Here is a 14,626-nt window from a genome sequence, read left to right on the forward strand (position 1 = left end):
GAACGACTTCGGGCGGTCATGCCGACGGCCCGCGACGATGAGCAGGAGGTGGGTCCGTGACCGGGGCAGCCGGCAGGGTGGCGTTGGTGACAGGGGCCAGCAGCGGAATCGGTGCGGCCACCGCGCGCCTTCTGGCCGCGCGGGGCATGCGCGTGGTGGTCAACTACCTCAGCAGCGGCACGGCGGCCGGGGAGGTCGTGGCCGACATCGAGGCCGCAGGCGGCCGGGCCATGGCCGTACAGGCCGACGTGCGCGAGGCAGTGGCGGTCGAGGGCATGGTCGAGCAGGTCCGGGCGGCATGGGGCGGCATCGACGTGCTCGTGCACAACGCGCTCACTCCGTATGTGATCAAGCCGTTCCAGGACATCACGTGGGAGGAACTGGGCGGCAAGCTCGACGGCGAGATGCGTGCGGCGTTCGCGGTCACCAGGGCCGTTCTGCCCGCCATGACCGAACAGGGCTGGGGTCGCATCGTCTATCTCGGTACCGGCCTCAGCCGCCGGCCCCGGGAGGGCATGATCGCGCTGGGCACGGCCAAGGCCGCACTGGCGCAGTTCGCCCGGTACCTCGCCCAGGAACTGGGCCCGCGGGGCATCACGGTCAACGTCGTCGAGCCCGGTCCGGTGGAGGACACCCGCATGGCGAAGGTGATCGACGAGGAGCACAAGCAGCGGCAGGTGGCCGCCACCCCCTTGGGCCGCCTGGCACGCCCGGGAGATGTCGCCCAGGCGGTGGCCTTCTACGCCAGCGAGGACAACGCCTTCATGACCGGCACCACGGCCGCGGTCAACGGCGGCATGTCCATGTACTGATGCCCCGCCGTCCCGCGCGCACGGGGCCCGACCGTACCCGGTCCGGTCGACGGCCGGACCGCATCCGGCACACCGTTCATTTCGGCGCCGTGGAGCGCGGCAGCCGGGCACGCGCGGGCGCTCGGCAGTGACACGACCAAGGAAGACGTTCATGTACACGATCGATCTCGCCTACGTCGGACGGGGCCTGCACGAGGAACTGGTCGCCTACATCGCCGACCAGCAGGGCTACTACGCCGACGAGGGCGTCCACGTCGCGCTGCGCGACGGCTGCTCCTGGGACGAGGAACGGCTGCGCCACGGCGCCACCATCGGGCTCGGCCGGGCGCTGCTGTCCCGACTGGCCGACGGCGTCCCCTGGGTCGCACTCACCGTCAACACCCACCACCCGCTGTTCTGGTTCCTCGCCCGCCCCGGCCTGACCTCCCTGGCCGACCTGGCCGGCCGACGGCTGGCGGTACATGCCCCCCACACCGCACCCGGGTGCTTCGCCCGGATCGTGCTGCGCCGGGTCGGCCTCGACCCGGACCGCGACATCCACACCGTCGTCCGCGCGCCCGGCGACTACGGCATGGACCTGCGCAGGCTGCACGACGGCGGCATCGACGCCGCCCTGGTCGGCAGCACCATGGCACCGGAGGCGGTGGCCGCCGAGCACGGCTGGCAGGTGCTGGCCTGGATCGGCGACCACTTCCGGATTCCCACCGTGGGCGTGGCCGTCGACCCCACCCACATCCACCCGGACGACCCCGCGGTCCAGGCCGTCGTACGGGCCCACCAGCGAGCCCTGCGGGTGATCCACCACGAACCCGACACCGCGGTGCGGCACGTCCAGGCGTTCCTCGGCCGACACACCGCGGACGAGGCCCGCGCCCACTACGAGACGTTCATCGCACCGTACTTCACCACCGACGGCCAGGCCGACCTCGCCGTCGGCGCTACCGCGATCAGCGCGGTCGCCGACGAACTCGGCGTCCCTGCCACCGTCACCGCAGCCGAGTTCTACCGCACCGCGACCGCCGCACCCTAGGAGCACCGCGACGCCGGCATCAGGTGTGGCGCAGGCGGCCACTTCACCACGATCCCGGCGACAGCCGGACGGTCCCGGAGCTCACATACGGGGATCCAGAGCTTTTCGGGCGTGATCGGGAGGTCCCGCACCCGCCGCCCTGTCGCGTCGAACACCGCGGTGGCAACGGCCGCTGCGATACCGGTGGCGGACAGCTCCCCGATCCCCTTGGCTCCGAGCGGCCCGGCGTGCGGATCGAACTCGTCGACGAAGGACATGTCGATGTGGGGCGGGATGTCGGCGTTCACCGGTAGCGGCACGCCGGCGAGGTCCTGGGACAACCAGTGGCCCAGCTTCGGCTCGAAGCGGCTGGCCTCCGTGGCTGCCATGCCCCAGCCCCACACCCGTCCGCCGATCAGCTGGGAGCGGGCGGTGCGCTCGTTGACGACTGCACCGACGCTGTAGACACCGGTCGCACGGCGCAGCCGCAGCAGGCCGAGATCCGGGTCGACGCCCACCTCGATGAACATGGCGCCGAAGGTCCGGGAGGAGACGCCAGGCGCTCCCCCGTCGGCGGATGCACGGCCGGGCAGCACCATCTCGCCGTTGCCGACCACCTCGTCGAACTCGGCCGCGCGCAGGAGGTCGGCGTATGACCGGCGCTGGTCGCGCCAGGTGAGGGCGCCGGAGTCGGCGCGCACCTCGTCGCTCGGCCAGGACATGGCGTCGGCGAGCCGGCGCAGGACGTCATTGGCGGCCAGGTGGACAGCGGTGCCCATGCCGATCGTGGTGCCCGATCCGTATGTAGGACCGGCGTACGGCAGGTCCGTGTCGCCGAAGATCCCCTTGACGGAGCCGATGTCGATGCCGAGGGTCCCCGCGGCGATCTGCGGGAAGATCGTGGTGGAACCCGCGCCGATGTCCGTGTAGCCGGCCTCGACCGTTGCGGTGCCGTCGGCCCGCAGCCGCACCGGGCGTTGGAGGCGAACCGGAACTGGCCCTGCGTGCAGTCGGCCATGCCGCAACCGATGAGCCAGTGCCCGTCGCGGGTGCCGCCCTTGGGCCGGTCCCACCAGCCGAAGCGGCGGGCACCGGTAGAGACGCAGAGCATCCCGCCGGCAACGTTGAGGTCGGGCCGGCGGGATGGTACTGGTAGCCCGAGGCCCCGGGCCGGGATCTCCGCCTCAGCTGCGGTCGGCAACCTGCCGCAGCAGATCCGTCGACGAGGCCAGGACGGCGTACCAGGTGTTGGCGGTCTCATCCGTGGCTGGAGCCCAGGCGGCCACCACCGGGAGTTCGCAGTAATCGCCGGCCTCCAGCGGGGGCAGCGTCCAGATCATGCCGTGCTGGTGGTCGGAGTCCACGCCCCACGTGCTGTGCGAGCGGTCGTGGACCTCGTCGATCAGCTCAGCCCACCGACGAGGGACCTCCGCGCCGGCAGCCCAGCAGATCGCCTCCTCGTCCATGCCGCCGATGGTGAGCTTGGTGCTGTCGTCGTCGACCGTGATCGCGGCCAGCGACTGTCCGCCGTCCCACCCCGCGGCGGCGTCCTGCGGCAGCCGTTCCGGCAGGCTCGCCGAGAACCGCACTCGCCCGAGCGGCACGTGGGCGTCGATCCGCCAGACCGCCGCGTGGCAGTCGGTCAGCGGCCCCCAGTTCTCAGGGTCGAGCCCGGGGTCGCACGGGGTCAGCAGCAGCTCGACGCGGGCCTCGGGACGGGTCCAGTGGGCCACCGTGCAGCCGCCCGGCAGCTCGAACAGTTCATCGGGCAGCGGCGGAAGGGCCGTGTTCCCGATGGCCGTGGTGAAGAGCAGCGGGCCGAACGGCGTATCGATGGCGGGCCGGCCGCCGGGGCTCAGACCGGTACGCGGGACGGTGGCGAGTAGCACCCGCCCCAGGGTAGTGGGGGCCTGTTCCGCGGTTCGCGGCAGATCGGACCGCGCCCTCGGATGAGCATCGATCTCGCCGAGGTCGTCGCCTCCGCCCAGCGGGGCGCGGTTGCGGTCGAAGCAGCCGTCCGATCAGGGGATGAAGTGCGCACCGAGCAGGCCTCGGCCAGCGCGTGCTGCGGCGCGCCAGACCGGGGGAACGCCGTCGAGAAGGGCGTCGATGTCCTCCTGGTCGCCTTCGGGGTGGAGGGCGGCGGCGAGAAGCAGCTCGGCCTGGTGCCGGGTCCGGGTGGTCCAGGTGAAGGCTCGTTCGACGGCAGGGAGGGTCTGGAGGACCTGTTCGGGGGTGAGGACGAGGTCTCCGAACCAGCCGGGTAGTTCGGCGTTGCGCTGAGGTCCGAGGGCGAAGGCCATGGCGGCTGCCGGGTGGGCCTTGCGAGTGGCGACCGTGAGGTGAGGCAGGGCCATGTCGTAGCCGCGTTCCCAGGCCTCGTACACGAGGCAGATCCTCTCGTCCAGTGCGGACGGGCCGGCGGCGTCGAGGAACTCGTCCATGAACGCCTCCGTGCTGCCCGCCTGCTGCCACCGCTGCAGAAGGTCCCTGGATGCAGGGAGTGCTGCTTCGGCCTCAATGGCCGGGGCCAGGTCCGTCGAGTACTGAGTGATGGCATCGGCGTGCATGGGTATCAGGCACCACAGCCCCAAGAAGCTCACGGTGGCTCCCCCTTCTCCTCGTGGTGGTGTGATGTTGGCATGCCGGTCTGACATCGGGTTGCCGCTCAGCCTCGCGGGGCCACCTTCGCCCGTTCAGCGCACGGGCGGAGCGCAACACGGGAGCGTTCCGCCGACCGCCACCGGAGCCGCAGGGCCTCCCGTCCTTCAGGCCGTGGCGGCCTGAAGGACGGTGGACAGTGCCCAGGCCGCGGTGAACCAGAGCGCGGCACGGCGGCCCCTGGCGGCGAGCAGCGCCAGGTCGCCCGCGCCGAACCAGACGAGTTCCAGGACCGCGCGGGCCGGGCCGTGGAGCGGATGCGTCGCGGTCGGCGCGCCGAACTGCCCCCAGGCCACGATCAGGAGCGCCACCGCGCCGGTGGCCAGCGCGAGGCGCAGGGGCAGGCGGGCGGTGCGGGTGAAGCCCCAGTAGCCCGCGGAGACGTAGACGGACATCTCCAGCAGGAACGCGAGGGCCGCGCTCGCGGCCGCGAGAACCGTCCCGGCGGTCATCGGGCGATCCAGACGGCCGAGGCGAGGTGGAGGACAGCGAAGGCGCCGGCGCCGAAGGTCATGCCGCGGTTGCGGTACCGGGCGCCGATCGCGGAGTCGCCGGCCTGGGCCAGCCCCGCGACCAGCAGCATCGGCCACGCGGCACCGTGGGGCGCGCCGGTCAGCAGGAGCAGCGCGGTGGCCAGCCCGAGCGGGACGGCCCGGACCGCGTAGGCGCGGGCGTAGAGGTCGGTCCCGGCGTTGACCGGCTCCCCCGCCGGCAGCGCGAGACCGGGGCGAAGCACCCCCGCGACACTCGAACCGGCACTGATGAGCGCCGCCACGGCGTTGGCGACGAGCAGGACGTCCATTGAATCCCCCTGCAAATCATTCGAGCGGTGAACGATAATGAGACGGTATCATTCTGTGCATGAGTGATGTCAAGGGAGCAGCAGAGCTGCGGGCCACGATCGTCTTCAACCTGGGGACGCTCGGTGCCGTGGCCGCCGACCGGTTCGCGGCGCGGGTCGAGGCCCTGGGCCTCAAACCCAAGCACGCCGGCCTGCTGGCCGCACTCGACGCGGGACCGGCCGCCTCCCAGCAGGACCTGGCCAGGCGACTCGGCGTCGCCCCGAGCCTGGTCGTCGCCCTCGCCGACCAACTCCAGGAACTCGGCGCCCTGGAACGCATCCGAGATCCTCAGGACCGCCGCCGGCAGGTCCTCAACCTCACCCCCGAAGGCCGCACCCTGCTCTCGCGTTGTGCTGATGCCGCCCGGAGCCTGGACGACGAACTGACCGCGGACCTGAGCGACACTCAGCGCAGCGCACTGGAACAGGGCCTTCGGCTCCTCGGCGGACAACACCTCCCGCACTGACCCAGCCCCTCGCGCGCGCCGGGCGGCCCGACCCCGGCTTCCTACCGCACCCTGGCGGTCCTGGGAATCCTGCCTGCTCGAAGCCGAAGGCCTGTGGAAACCGCCCACCGAGGACGCCGGGGTCTGTCGTCGAACGCGCTTGGGTTGGTGACCCGACCGCTGGCGACGTCGGTGGTGAGGCCGATGAGCCAGGCCGCCGCGTCCAAGGCGAGGAACAGCAGCGCGCCGTCACATGGTGCCACGTCGCCGCTTGGCCATGAGTCCGCCATCTGCGCCGGTGTTGTTTATCATCGATCTACTGGTGTCTTTTGTCTTCAAAGCCTCCAGCACGGCGTGGTGCACAAGAGCTGAATGACGGTCATTGGTGGAGTCTCGACTCCAGAGGGTGCAAAGTCGTGTCCCGCTCCCAACCAGGTCATCCATGTCCGCCCTGTCGGACTCCCCTGCCTGACATCGGCACCGTGACCGGTACTCGTCTCGGCTGGGTCCCGGCTCGGCAAGCTCCATCAGGAACATTGCTGGTTCGAACACTGGCGGTCAAGGCGCGTCAGACCCATGCCGCCGTTTCCCCGGGCAGCCGGTTTTGTCGCGAGCTCAGGGGCCGTCAGACGGCACCCCGTGGCCCCTCTCCGTCCAAGTCCGGTCCCAGTCCGCCGGCGCAGGAATTTTCCGCGGAAAATCGGTGAGCTGCGAGGCGGCGGTTGCCCGCCCCCCTGCCGATGTCCCTACTGGTGTCTAGAGTGCGCGGGTAAGATCACCTGAGGAGTTGGACACCATCGACTGGTCGTCGCTGAGACACGCCTACGGGAGCGCCGGCGATGTCCCGGGCTGGATACTCGACCTGTACTCGAGCGACCCCGATCAGGCTCACAAGACCATGGACGAGTTCTTCGGCGAAGCGCTGCATCAGGGCTCGCTGTCGTCGGCTGCCGTGACGGCCGTCCCCTTCCTCGCGCATGCCGCGGTGCATGGCGTCCACAAGCGGGCGAGCGTGCTCGCGGCGCTGGCCGGGACCGGGGATCCGCAGGTGCGCCGGAACACGGTGCGAGTCGCCCGCCGGGCGACCGGCGAGACCCTGCCGACGGCACTGCGCGAGCTGACCGCCTGTTTCGAGTCCGACCCCTCCGCCGCCGTCCGGTCGGAGGCGCTGACCGTGCTGACCCGGCTCGACCCCGACGCTCGGGCTGTCGAGCCCCGGTTGCGTTCGGCGCTCGCGGATCCGGTGCCGGCTGTCCGCGCGGCCGCCGCCGTCGGCCTGGTGGAACGGGCGAAGGCGCCGTACCCGGCCGAGGTGGTCGCCGTGCTGGCCGAGGCCGGCGGCGACCCCGAGCTCTCCGTCAACAGCGGCGAGTTCGCCCCCGGGATCGGGACCGTGGACAGCCGCCTGTGGGAGCTGGCCGGGGACGCCGACGCCCTCACCGCCGTGGCCCGCGGCTGGATCGCCCGGGGCGACCACCAGATCCGCGGTTCACGCCGCGCCCAGCGGCTCTCCGAGGTCTGGCGCGACCGCGAGAACGAGACCATCGGCCTGCTCACCGCCGCCCTGGCGCACGACCACGCCCCCTGGGACCTGTTCACCCTCCTCGACGCCATCGCCAGGTGGCTGCCGGGCGCCTCTCACCCCGACCCGGCGCTCGGCGACCGCCTCCTCCCCCACGCACGCACCAACGGACAGGCCCAGGAACTCCTCGGGCACCTCGGCGACCAGCGCCTGCTCACCGACATCCCCGACCCCCGGCCGAGGGCACTGGCCGCCCTCGCCGCCCGCACCCAGCGCCCCGAGCACCAGCGCCTCGCCCTGCGCCACCCCGACGGCCACGGCCTCGACGAGCTCTACCCGGCCCTCTCCCCCGAGGCCGCCCGTACCCATCTGCCCGACCTCATCCACCTGCTGCACCGCCACCCCACGCCGACGCTCCTGCACCGCTTCGGCGACTGGGCCATGCACCGGGCTCCTCGACACCCTGGAGGCCATCGCGCAGACGACCGCCGACGACGACACCCTCGCCGTCGCTGCGGCCGTGACCGCGGCCCGCCTCGGCGCAGACCCGCACCCGGCCCTGCGCCTGCTGGAACAGCGGCTCTCCGACACCGGACGACATCTGGAGGAGGCCGCCCGGCTGGGCGAGGCGGCCGCACCACTGCTGCCGCTGATCGAGCGCCACCTCGACAACGGCAACACCCGGTACCGACTGCACGCCGCCCAGGCCCACGTGAACATCACCGGAGACCCGTCCGTCGCGGCCCCTCCTGACCGCGCTCCTCGACCCCATGGGACCCGTGGGCGTGCACGCCCTCCAGACACTCCGCCGGATCGAAGCGCCCTACCCCCGGCACCTGCGACCGCAGCTCCTGCACTGGGCCACCAGCGAACGCCGCCTGATGAGCGGATACACCACCTGGCTATCCGGCCGGCGGCAGCACCTCGACGACCAGCTCCGCGAAACGGCTTGCCACATGCTCACCTGACAACCTCGCCGACAGACTCGGAACGACGAGTTGAGTACGCGTACCCACGTGACGGCCGGACGGATACTCATGCGGCAGCTGTCCGGCCCCGGGCACGATCAGGGCCATGGAAAACGGTTCTCAGCGCCCCAGTCGCCGACGCAAGGCGGCCATCCTGCTCACCGGCCTGGCCCTGTCGGCCACGGTGGTGCTCGGCGCAGTGGCGCTCGGCAGGGCCGTCGAGGGGGAGCCGTACCCGGTGGCCGATCCGGCCGCCACCGCCGAACACCTCAACGGCCGGGTACTGGCCGCCTACGACGCCCTCAGCCTGCCGGAGGCACCGGTGCTGAACCCAGAGCTCAGCCTCGGGGTCAAGGCCGACGTGTACCGCTGCCACGGGCGCGGGCTCGGGAGCTTCCTCGACAACCTGTCTGACAGCCCTCCGTCCGAGCCCCGGACCGCCGCGATCGGCGCGGGCTTCACGGTCACCGGGCTCACGCATCCGCAGGCAGTGGAGGCGGCACTGCGAGCGCGCCGGACTTTGACCGGGCAGGGCTGGAAGGTCGTCTCCTATGAGGAGTTCGACGGCCTCCGGCTGAACCTCAAGCCGCCGAACGTCGGCCCCGGATCCGTCTCCGGCACCGTCCTCGTCGCGTACCACGACGGGAGCGGCTTCCTTGAAGTCAGCGCGTTCGCGGAGTGCGTCCGCTACCCCAGCGACACCCCCGTGGACTTCGAGGGGAAGCCGGAGCACCTGCCCGCCCTCGCCCTGCCGGCGCAGATCCGCCGCCCGTGACCGCGACCTCAAGGGGCCCGGGCAGCGGATCCGGTCCATGGATCGGAGTCGGCGATTTTCCGCGGAAAATCCGGTTCCGTCCAGGAGCTGCCGTCGAGCACCGGAACCGAAGACGAAGCGATGCCTCGGAGAGACGACGCCGCCAAGGCTGCCGGGGCCGCAGAATTTTCCGCGGAAAATCCGGTTCCGTCCAGGAGCTGCCGTCGAGCACCGGAACCGAGGACGAAGCGATGCCTCGGAGAGACGACGCCGCCAAGGCTGCCGGGGCCGCAGAATTTTCCGCGGAAAATCGGCGGGTCTCAGCCGGCTCTGACGGGGTGCGGAGGCCGACTCTTGAGCGCGTCGCTCGGCCCGCCCTGGCATGGCTGTGGCCGCTGACGCCGCCACACAACCTACGTGCCCGGCGCGGGAGCACTCATGCCATTCGACCGTTGATGCCGTTGGAAGCCCCACTGTCACCTTCGCCGGGCCAGCGCCCTTCGATGTGCAGCTGGATGAGCGCGGCGTGGGAGAGCGGGCTGGTGGGGTCGGTGACGTCCCCGTTGGTGGTGTAGTCCAGGAGTACGACGTCGTCCTTTTGCCTGAGCAGCTCGACCAGGTCGGCGACTCGGTGCTCGAGGATCCAGCGGTAGGCCGGCAGGTAGATCCGGCGTCGAGCCGTTTCGTAGGGCAGCAGCCGGTCGCCGTCCAGACCGGTTCGGTGGCCTCGGACGGGGCCGTACCGGCTAACCGTCCGCTTCAGCCCTGTCATCGTGGTGATCCCCAGCCTCGCGGGGTCGACGTCGGAGTCCTGGAAAACCTTGAGGGCTTGCCAGATCCCTTCCACGGACTGGCTGGTCACTCCGTCGCTGTAGGGAACCGGGATACCGCCGTGCGGGTAGAACGGGCTCAACCGCACCCACGGTTCCGGTCCCTTGGAGGTCACGTCGATGATCTCGGCGCCGGGGAACGCGGCGATCAGTGACGCCATTGCACGGCGACGGCTTGCGATACGGATCGACACCTAAAGGCCCCCTGGTTTGGATGACAGCAGCCATAGAGCATCCCCGATGCCACTGACATCCCACCTGCCCGTGGAACCGAACGGCTCCGAGGAACAGCCGGCGTGGGCGTTCCTGTAGTCGGCGGTGGGGAGGAAGCGACCTCCGCACCGGGGGCCACGGTACCGGCGGGGGAATGGATACGGGACGCGGAGTTGAGTACGGGTACTCATGAAGCGGCCGGACCGCGCCGTCCACGATACGAACCATGGGGAATGGCTTTCGGCAACGTCGTCGGGGACGCAGGGCGGCTCGCGCGCTCGCGGTCTTCGCGGTGGTGGGTGCGGCGGGTGCGGTGGTGTTCGGCGGGGTGAAGGTCACCGGGGCCTGGGAGGGGGATCCGTTCCCGGTGGCCGATCCGGCCGCAACCGCCGAGCATCTGAACGACCACACCATGGCCGTCTACGACGCGCTCGGCGTGCCGGACGGGCTGGCGCTCGATCTGGGGAACAGCCTCGGGGTCAAGGCCGACATCTACGACTGCCATGGACGGGGGCTCGCCCACGTCCTCGACGACCTGGAGGACACCGCTCCGCACGAGCCCCGCACAGCAACGATCAGCGCGGGCTTCACTCTCACCGGGCTCACGCATCCGCAGGCCGCGGAGGCGATGGAGCAAGCCCACCGAGCCCTGATCGGGCAGGGGTGGACGGTCAGCTCCCGCGAGCGGCCCGACAACATCCAGCTGAAGCTGACGCCCCCGAACACCGGCCCCAGCGGCGTCTCCGACAACGTCTTCGTCGACTTCTACGACCCGAGCGGTTTCCTCACCATCGAGACGCACGCGGAGTGTGCCCGCTACCTCGACGAGACGCCCGTGGGCATCGAAGGGAAGCCCGAGCACCTGGCCCACCTCTCGGTACCGGCCCGGGTTCGCCGGGAGTGATCGCGATCCGCTCGGAGGATTTTCCGCGGAAAATTCGGAGCCTGCCGGAGACGGCCCATATGGCCGGGTCACCGTCCTGCTGAGATGTCGGTGAGGAGAGCTGACAGAGGCTGGGCGATCGGCAGTCGGCCTGCGTCGAGGTGGCCCGGCCCGTCACGCCCACAGCTGCGGTCCCCCGGCTTCGATTTTCCGCGGAAAATCCGGACCCGCCGAAGGCCGCCTGCGAGAGCAGGTGTCCGACGGCGAGACGGCACGCTGTAGACAACCCAAGTTGCTGAGCCGTCTGCGGTCTTCGAACCACGAAATTTTCTGCGGAAAATCCGGGTCCCGTCGACGGGACCCGACGCATGCAGCCGGCCAGAGTCAACCGTGCGGCACGTCACCTGCCGCCAGGCCGTTGCCCCGAAGCCGGGTAGCCCGATCGTGATGCTGTCCTGCCGGCGTTCCGCCACGGCCCGTGGCTGCCGGCACGACCGAACGGTCGAACCTGAAACCCTGTGATCGCCCGGGCTGAGGGCAGCGCTCCACGGTCGGGCCAGGGGTAGCCGGGTTGCGTTGCCGGTCCGCCGGTTCGAGGCACTGGACACGGTGTTGCCACCCGACCGTGGCCGGCCGATTTTCCGCGGAAAATCGGTCGGCCGCAGGAACGGCGCCCCTGGCGCAATGGCGGGCGGTCAGGCCTGGACGTCCGGATGAATCTGATCCTCAGGGGTCGAAGGGGGCTCAGTGTCGGACCGGAGTCGGCCTCCGGTCCGGTGATCCTCTCGCGTGAAGAGACCCTGTGTCGAGACCGGCGATCGCTACAAGCCCGGACAGTTGGCGAACGTGTATTCGTCCGCGACGTTGACGCTCGCACAGGACTTGGATTGTTCGCCGAGTCGGTGGTGGCGGCGGTTGGATGAGTGGTTGGCGGCCGCGCGGCTCGGTGATTGGAATGCGATCGTGCAACGTGCAACCACAGTCGGCGATCGCGGCGAAGAACGTGCGAGCCAGCCGACCCCGTCGATGGGGTCGCCGCCGCCAGGAGTGCGTCCCGGAATTTTCCGCGGAAAATCGTTGACCCGGAGCGGGGCGGTCAGCGGCTAGTCGGAGTTCTCCCAGACCAGTACGCCGGGACCGTCGGGCGTGACGACCGGGATCCAGGCCTCGGCCGCCTCCGAGAGTCGGGACTCGTCGAGGACCAGCGACGGCGGGTAGGGAGCGTCGTGGTGACCGGAGCCGTACATCCCCAGGGAGTCGACGGCCGCCCGTAGCCGGTCGAGCACCCCGGCCGGCCACTCCCGGCCACGCGTGCCCCATCTCTTCAGCTCGCCGACGAAGATCTCGTTCATGTCCTCGTCCAGGTCCGTTCCGTAGAGCGGGACGAGGTAGCCCTCCTGCTCGTACTGCGCGCAGGCGTAGCCGCCGCACTGGTTCTGGTGGACGACGCCGGTGGGGGCCGCCACGATGACGAACATCCAGCCTCCGCCGCACCCGTCCGGGTCGAGGTGGACATACCGCTTCTCCGTCGTCGCGTCATGAAGCTGGTCCGTCATCAGGGTCGGTCTCCGGCGTGAGTCGGGGTGGTCGGCGGTCTGGAGGAGCTCGCGCGACTGCCGTCCTTGGTGGCAGGGACATCGAACCTCGGCCGAGTCCGCGGGACCACCGGATTTCGGCGGGCGCCCGGCATGCCGAATCCGGCGGCCGGTGGGCTCCGGAATTTTCCGCGGAAAATCCGGGGGAGCATGACCCCCGCCGATGCCGTGTCTCGATCACTGCGACGATGTTCCGATGTCCTCCTCGTCCCTCCCCGAGCTGTGGTTGCGCGGCGTCGCCGCCAACCCGGCCGCTCCGTCCGAGGTCCTGCTGCGTCTCCTGGCCCCGCAGGCGCGCGCTGCCTGGACGGTTCTCTGCGGGGAGAGGACGCTTCCCGCAGAGGTCGTCGAGGCCGTGCTCGCCCACCCGGAGCGGCCGGTTCGCGGTGCCTTCGCCCGTAACCGGCACGCCGCACCGGCTCAGCGCGGACGGTTGGTCGACGACCCGGATTCGTTCGTCCGCGCGGCCCTGGCCGCGGGACCGCGCCCTCGCCTGGGGGTCGCCGAGCCCCTCCCGACGACGTCCTGGAAACCCTGCTGACCGCGCGGAACGACGACTGGCCAGAGCAGCGGCTCACCGCCGACGAGATCAAGCAGGAGCTGGCGTCTTCCGGGCAGATCCCGCAGTCGTTCCGCCGCGCGATGGTCCAGCACCCGAACCCGGAGCTGCGGGCCCAGGCCACCAGTCTCTGGCTATGGCTCACCCCGGCACAGCGCGAGGCACTCCTGACCGACCCGGATCCCGTGGTGTCGGAGGCGGTACGTGAGAGCAGCCGGAACCTGGATCCGGCAGCGATGGAAGCGGCCCTGCCGGAGCGCGACTGCCACTACCGGTCCCTGCTGCTCGTCAACTACGCCGTCTCCCAGACGGTGGCCGAGCAGTGCCTCGCACAGGGGCGCGACCAGTGGGCGCTCGCCTCCAACCGCCACACGCCCGGCGACGTCGTCGCCCGGCTGGCGCGCGACCCCGAGCCGGGGGTACGCGAGCGGGTGGCCGCCAGGGCCGATCTGGATCCGGCGCTGCTGGCGGTACTCGCCGAGGACCCGGACGAGACCGTACGAACCCGGGCCCGGCTGCAGCCGCTCCCGCGGACCTGGCCGCAGCGCGCCGCCCTCGACCGAGTCGTCGGGCACACGTCCGAGTGCGTCGGTCCGGTCGGCGAGATGTTCCTGGAGCCGGAGGCGAGCTGGTACGAGGCGTGCGCGGTATCCGAAGAGCCGCTGTTGCGCCGGGTCGCCGCGACGTGCGCGTGGCTGCCGGGGGAGTTGGTACAGGGCTTGGCGTCCGACCCCGATCCGCAGGTCCGACACCTGCTGGCCCTCAACCATCCGCTGGCGCCGTCGGCGATCGTCCTCGACGCCTTCATGTCCGTGCCGCGCCATCGCCCGTACCTGCTGACGCTGACCCGGCTTCCGCGCACCGGGCTGGGGCACCTCCTCGACCACGCCGACGCGGATGTCCGCACCCTGGCCGCCGCCGACAGCAGCCTCGCCGAGCCGCCCGTCCGACTGCTGGCCGACCCCGAGCCCGGTGTCCGCCGGGCTGCGGCAGCCAATCCGCTGCTTCCCCTCGAACTGGTCTCGTCCCTCTTGGAGGATCCGGAGCTGGCCGAGAGTGCCGCAGCCAACCCGTCGCTGCCCGTCGCTCGGCTCCACGAGCTGCTCGACCGCGGCGGGCTGCTGGCCACTGCTCCGTAGGGTGCGTGGAAACCGGCAGCGGACCGACCGGGTCCCGCACTGGGCTGCCGCCCCATGGTCGAGTGCGGCGAGGTGCGAGGTTCTTGTCTTGCTGGGTGGTGTGTCGGTGAGCCAGGCATCGATGCGATGAGGTTGATCGCGGTGGCGGCGAGCACGTTGCGCGATCCGCAAGGTCCGGGCCGAGTGCCTCACAGCGAGAGCCCAGCTGATGGAGGCGTCGGTGGCCGAGTGCCGGCCCGACCGGCCGGAACCACCGATGGCCGGACCACCGTGATCGGGGCGGTCGTGCACCTGCTGGCCACCGGTCCGGCGGCGGGGACGGCCCGTGACTAGCGCAGATGCCGGGCGAAGAACCCGGCCGCGTCCTCCCCTGCGAACTGCGGGACGCCCGTGT

General features: G+C 71.1%; 16 protein-coding genes. 9 read left to right on the forward strand and 7 right to left on the reverse strand.

Annotated features, from left to right (window positions below; translation table 11 throughout):
* Positions 1-86: 86 nt before the first annotated feature.
* Together ACIRYZ_RS41380 and ACIRYZ_RS41385 are read left to right on the forward strand one after the other, a co-directional pair.
* A complete protein-coding gene (locus tag ACIRYZ_RS41380; protein ID WP_402953814.1) occupies positions 87-812 on the forward strand; it encodes an SDR family NAD(P)-dependent oxidoreductase in 726 nt (241 codons plus the stop codon).
* 151 nt (positions 813-963) lie between these two features.
* Complete coding sequence (locus ACIRYZ_RS41385) at positions 964-1,842, forward strand: ABC transporter substrate-binding protein (RefSeq protein ID WP_402953815.1); 879 nt, start codon at positions 964-966, stop codon at positions 1,840-1,842.
* Here ACIRYZ_RS41385 and ACIRYZ_RS41390 read toward each other — a convergent pair.
* From ACIRYZ_RS41390 to ACIRYZ_RS41410, 5 genes are all read right to left on the reverse strand, one after another.
* The gene (locus tag ACIRYZ_RS41390) at positions 1,839-2,792 is read right to left on the reverse strand and encodes a xanthine dehydrogenase family protein molybdopterin-binding subunit (RefSeq protein ID WP_402953816.1); all 954 of its coding nucleotides are present in this window, start codon (positions 2,790-2,792) and stop codon (positions 1,839-1,841) included. The genes ACIRYZ_RS41385 and ACIRYZ_RS41390 overlap by 4 nt on opposite strands.
* Positions 2,793-3,005: 213 nt before the next feature.
* The gene (locus tag ACIRYZ_RS41395) at positions 3,006-3,710 is read right to left on the reverse strand and encodes a hypothetical protein (RefSeq protein ID WP_402953817.1); all 705 of its coding nucleotides are present in this window, start codon (positions 3,708-3,710) and stop codon (positions 3,006-3,008) included.
* Between the two features lie 132 nt (positions 3,711-3,842).
* Positions 3,843-4,265, reverse strand: coding sequence for a hypothetical protein (locus ACIRYZ_RS41400; protein ID WP_402953818.1), 423 nt, complete (start codon positions 4,263-4,265; stop codon positions 3,843-3,845).
* 324 nt (positions 4,266-4,589) lie between these two features.
* Complete coding sequence (locus ACIRYZ_RS41405) at positions 4,590-4,934, reverse strand: YrdB family protein (RefSeq protein WP_402953819.1); 345 nt, start codon at positions 4,932-4,934, stop codon at positions 4,590-4,592.
* Positions 4,931-5,284 (reverse strand): hypothetical protein, encoded by a 354-nt coding sequence (locus ACIRYZ_RS41410; RefSeq protein WP_402953820.1) that lies wholly within the window; start codon positions 5,282-5,284, stop codon positions 4,931-4,933. The genes ACIRYZ_RS41405 and ACIRYZ_RS41410 overlap by 4 nt, the downstream gene beginning before the upstream one ends.
* Before the next feature lie 59 nt (positions 5,285-5,343).
* On the opposite strand from ACIRYZ_RS41410, the gene ACIRYZ_RS41415 reads away from it, so the two are divergent.
* From ACIRYZ_RS41415 to ACIRYZ_RS41430, 4 genes are all read left to right on the forward strand, one after another.
* Positions 5,344-5,790 carry a MarR family winged helix-turn-helix transcriptional regulator gene (locus tag ACIRYZ_RS41415; RefSeq protein ID WP_402953821.1) on the forward strand — a complete coding sequence of 149 codons (447 nt, stop codon included), beginning with the start codon at positions 5,344-5,346 and terminating at the stop codon, positions 5,788-5,790.
* 766 nt (positions 5,791-6,556) lie between these two features.
* Positions 6,557-8,044, forward strand: coding sequence for a HEAT repeat domain-containing protein (locus tag ACIRYZ_RS41420; protein WP_402953822.1), 1,488 nt, complete (start codon positions 6,557-6,559; stop codon positions 8,042-8,044).
* Between the two features lie 17 nt (positions 8,045-8,061).
* Complete coding sequence (locus tag ACIRYZ_RS41425; RefSeq protein WP_402953823.1) at positions 8,062-8,259, forward strand: hypothetical protein; 198 nt, start codon at positions 8,062-8,064, stop codon at positions 8,257-8,259.
* A 106-nt stretch (positions 8,260-8,365) separates the two neighbouring features.
* Positions 8,366-9,034 carry a hypothetical protein gene (locus ACIRYZ_RS41430; RefSeq protein WP_402953824.1) on the forward strand — a complete coding sequence of 223 codons (669 nt, stop codon included), beginning with the start codon at positions 8,366-8,368 and terminating at the stop codon, positions 9,032-9,034.
* A 415-nt stretch (positions 9,035-9,449) separates the two neighbouring features.
* Here ACIRYZ_RS41430 and ACIRYZ_RS41435 read toward each other — a convergent pair whose 3' ends face one another.
* Positions 9,450-10,037, reverse strand: a complete 588-nt coding sequence (locus ACIRYZ_RS41435; protein ID WP_402953825.1) for a DUF6939 family protein — start codon at positions 10,035-10,037, stop codon at positions 9,450-9,452.
* Positions 10,038-10,282: 245 nt separating this feature from the next.
* Between ACIRYZ_RS41435 and ACIRYZ_RS41440 the strand changes: the two genes are divergently transcribed.
* Complete coding sequence (locus ACIRYZ_RS41440; RefSeq protein ID WP_402953826.1) at positions 10,283-10,960, forward strand: hypothetical protein; 678 nt, start codon at positions 10,283-10,285, stop codon at positions 10,958-10,960.
* A 1,082-nt stretch (positions 10,961-12,042) separates the two neighbouring features.
* Here the strand turns inward: ACIRYZ_RS41440 and ACIRYZ_RS41445 are convergent.
* Positions 12,043-12,495: a DUF6210 family protein gene (locus tag ACIRYZ_RS41445; RefSeq protein WP_402953827.1), complete on the reverse strand. Its 453-nt coding sequence runs from the start codon at positions 12,493-12,495 to the stop codon at positions 12,043-12,045.
* 235 nt (positions 12,496-12,730) lie between these two features.
* Between ACIRYZ_RS41445 and ACIRYZ_RS41450 the strand changes: the two genes are divergently transcribed.
* Both ACIRYZ_RS41450 and ACIRYZ_RS41455 read left to right on the forward strand, forming a co-directional pair.
* The gene (locus ACIRYZ_RS41450; RefSeq protein ID WP_402953828.1) at positions 12,731-13,075 is read left to right on the forward strand and encodes a hypothetical protein; all 345 of its coding nucleotides are present in this window, start codon (positions 12,731-12,733) and stop codon (positions 13,073-13,075) included.
* 101 nt (positions 13,076-13,176) lie between these two features.
* Entirely contained in the window at positions 13,177-14,232 is a 1,056-nt protein-coding gene (locus ACIRYZ_RS41455) for a hypothetical protein (RefSeq protein ID WP_402953829.1), read from the forward strand.
* The last annotated feature ends 394 nt before the right edge of the window (positions 14,233-14,626 follow it).

Origin of the sequence: Kitasatospora sp. NPDC101155 (assembly GCF_044768305.1) — a bacterium.
In the GTDB taxonomy this organism is placed as follows: domain Bacteria; phylum Actinomycetota; class Actinomycetes; order Streptomycetales; family Streptomycetaceae; genus Kitasatospora.

Coding starts and splice junctions, on each gene's coding strand:
- ACIRYZ_RS41385 (WP_402953815.1), top strand. CDS start 964: ATGTACACGATCGATCTCGCCTACGTCGGACGGGGCCTGCACGAGGAA.
- ACIRYZ_RS41400 (WP_402953818.1), bottom strand. CDS start 4,265: ATGGACGAGTTCCTCGACGCCGCCGGCCCGTCCGCACTGGACGAGAGG.
- ACIRYZ_RS41405 (WP_402953819.1), bottom strand. CDS start 4,934: ATGACCGCCGGGACGGTTCTCGCGGCCGCGAGCGCGGCCCTCGCGTTC.
- ACIRYZ_RS41410 (WP_402953820.1), bottom strand. CDS start 5,284: ATGGACGTCCTGCTCGTCGCCAACGCCGTGGCGGCGCTCATCAGTGCC.
- ACIRYZ_RS41415 (WP_402953821.1), top strand. CDS start 5,344: ATGAGTGATGTCAAGGGAGCAGCAGAGCTGCGGGCCACGATCGTCTTC.
- ACIRYZ_RS41425 (WP_402953823.1), top strand. CDS start 8,062: ATGGGACCCGTGGGCGTGCACGCCCTCCAGACACTCCGCCGGATCGAA.
- ACIRYZ_RS41430 (WP_402953824.1), top strand. CDS start 8,366: ATGGAAAACGGTTCTCAGCGCCCCAGTCGCCGACGCAAGGCGGCCATC.
- ACIRYZ_RS41440 (WP_402953826.1), top strand. CDS start 10,283: ATGGGGAATGGCTTTCGGCAACGTCGTCGGGGACGCAGGGCGGCTCGC.
- ACIRYZ_RS41445 (WP_402953827.1), bottom strand. CDS start 12,495: ATGACGGACCAGCTTCATGACGCGACGACGGAGAAGCGGTATGTCCAC.
- ACIRYZ_RS41450 (WP_402953828.1), top strand. CDS start 12,731: ATGTCCTCCTCGTCCCTCCCCGAGCTGTGGTTGCGCGGCGTCGCCGCC.
- ACIRYZ_RS41455 (WP_402953829.1), top strand. CDS start 13,177: ATGGTCCAGCACCCGAACCCGGAGCTGCGGGCCCAGGCCACCAGTCTC.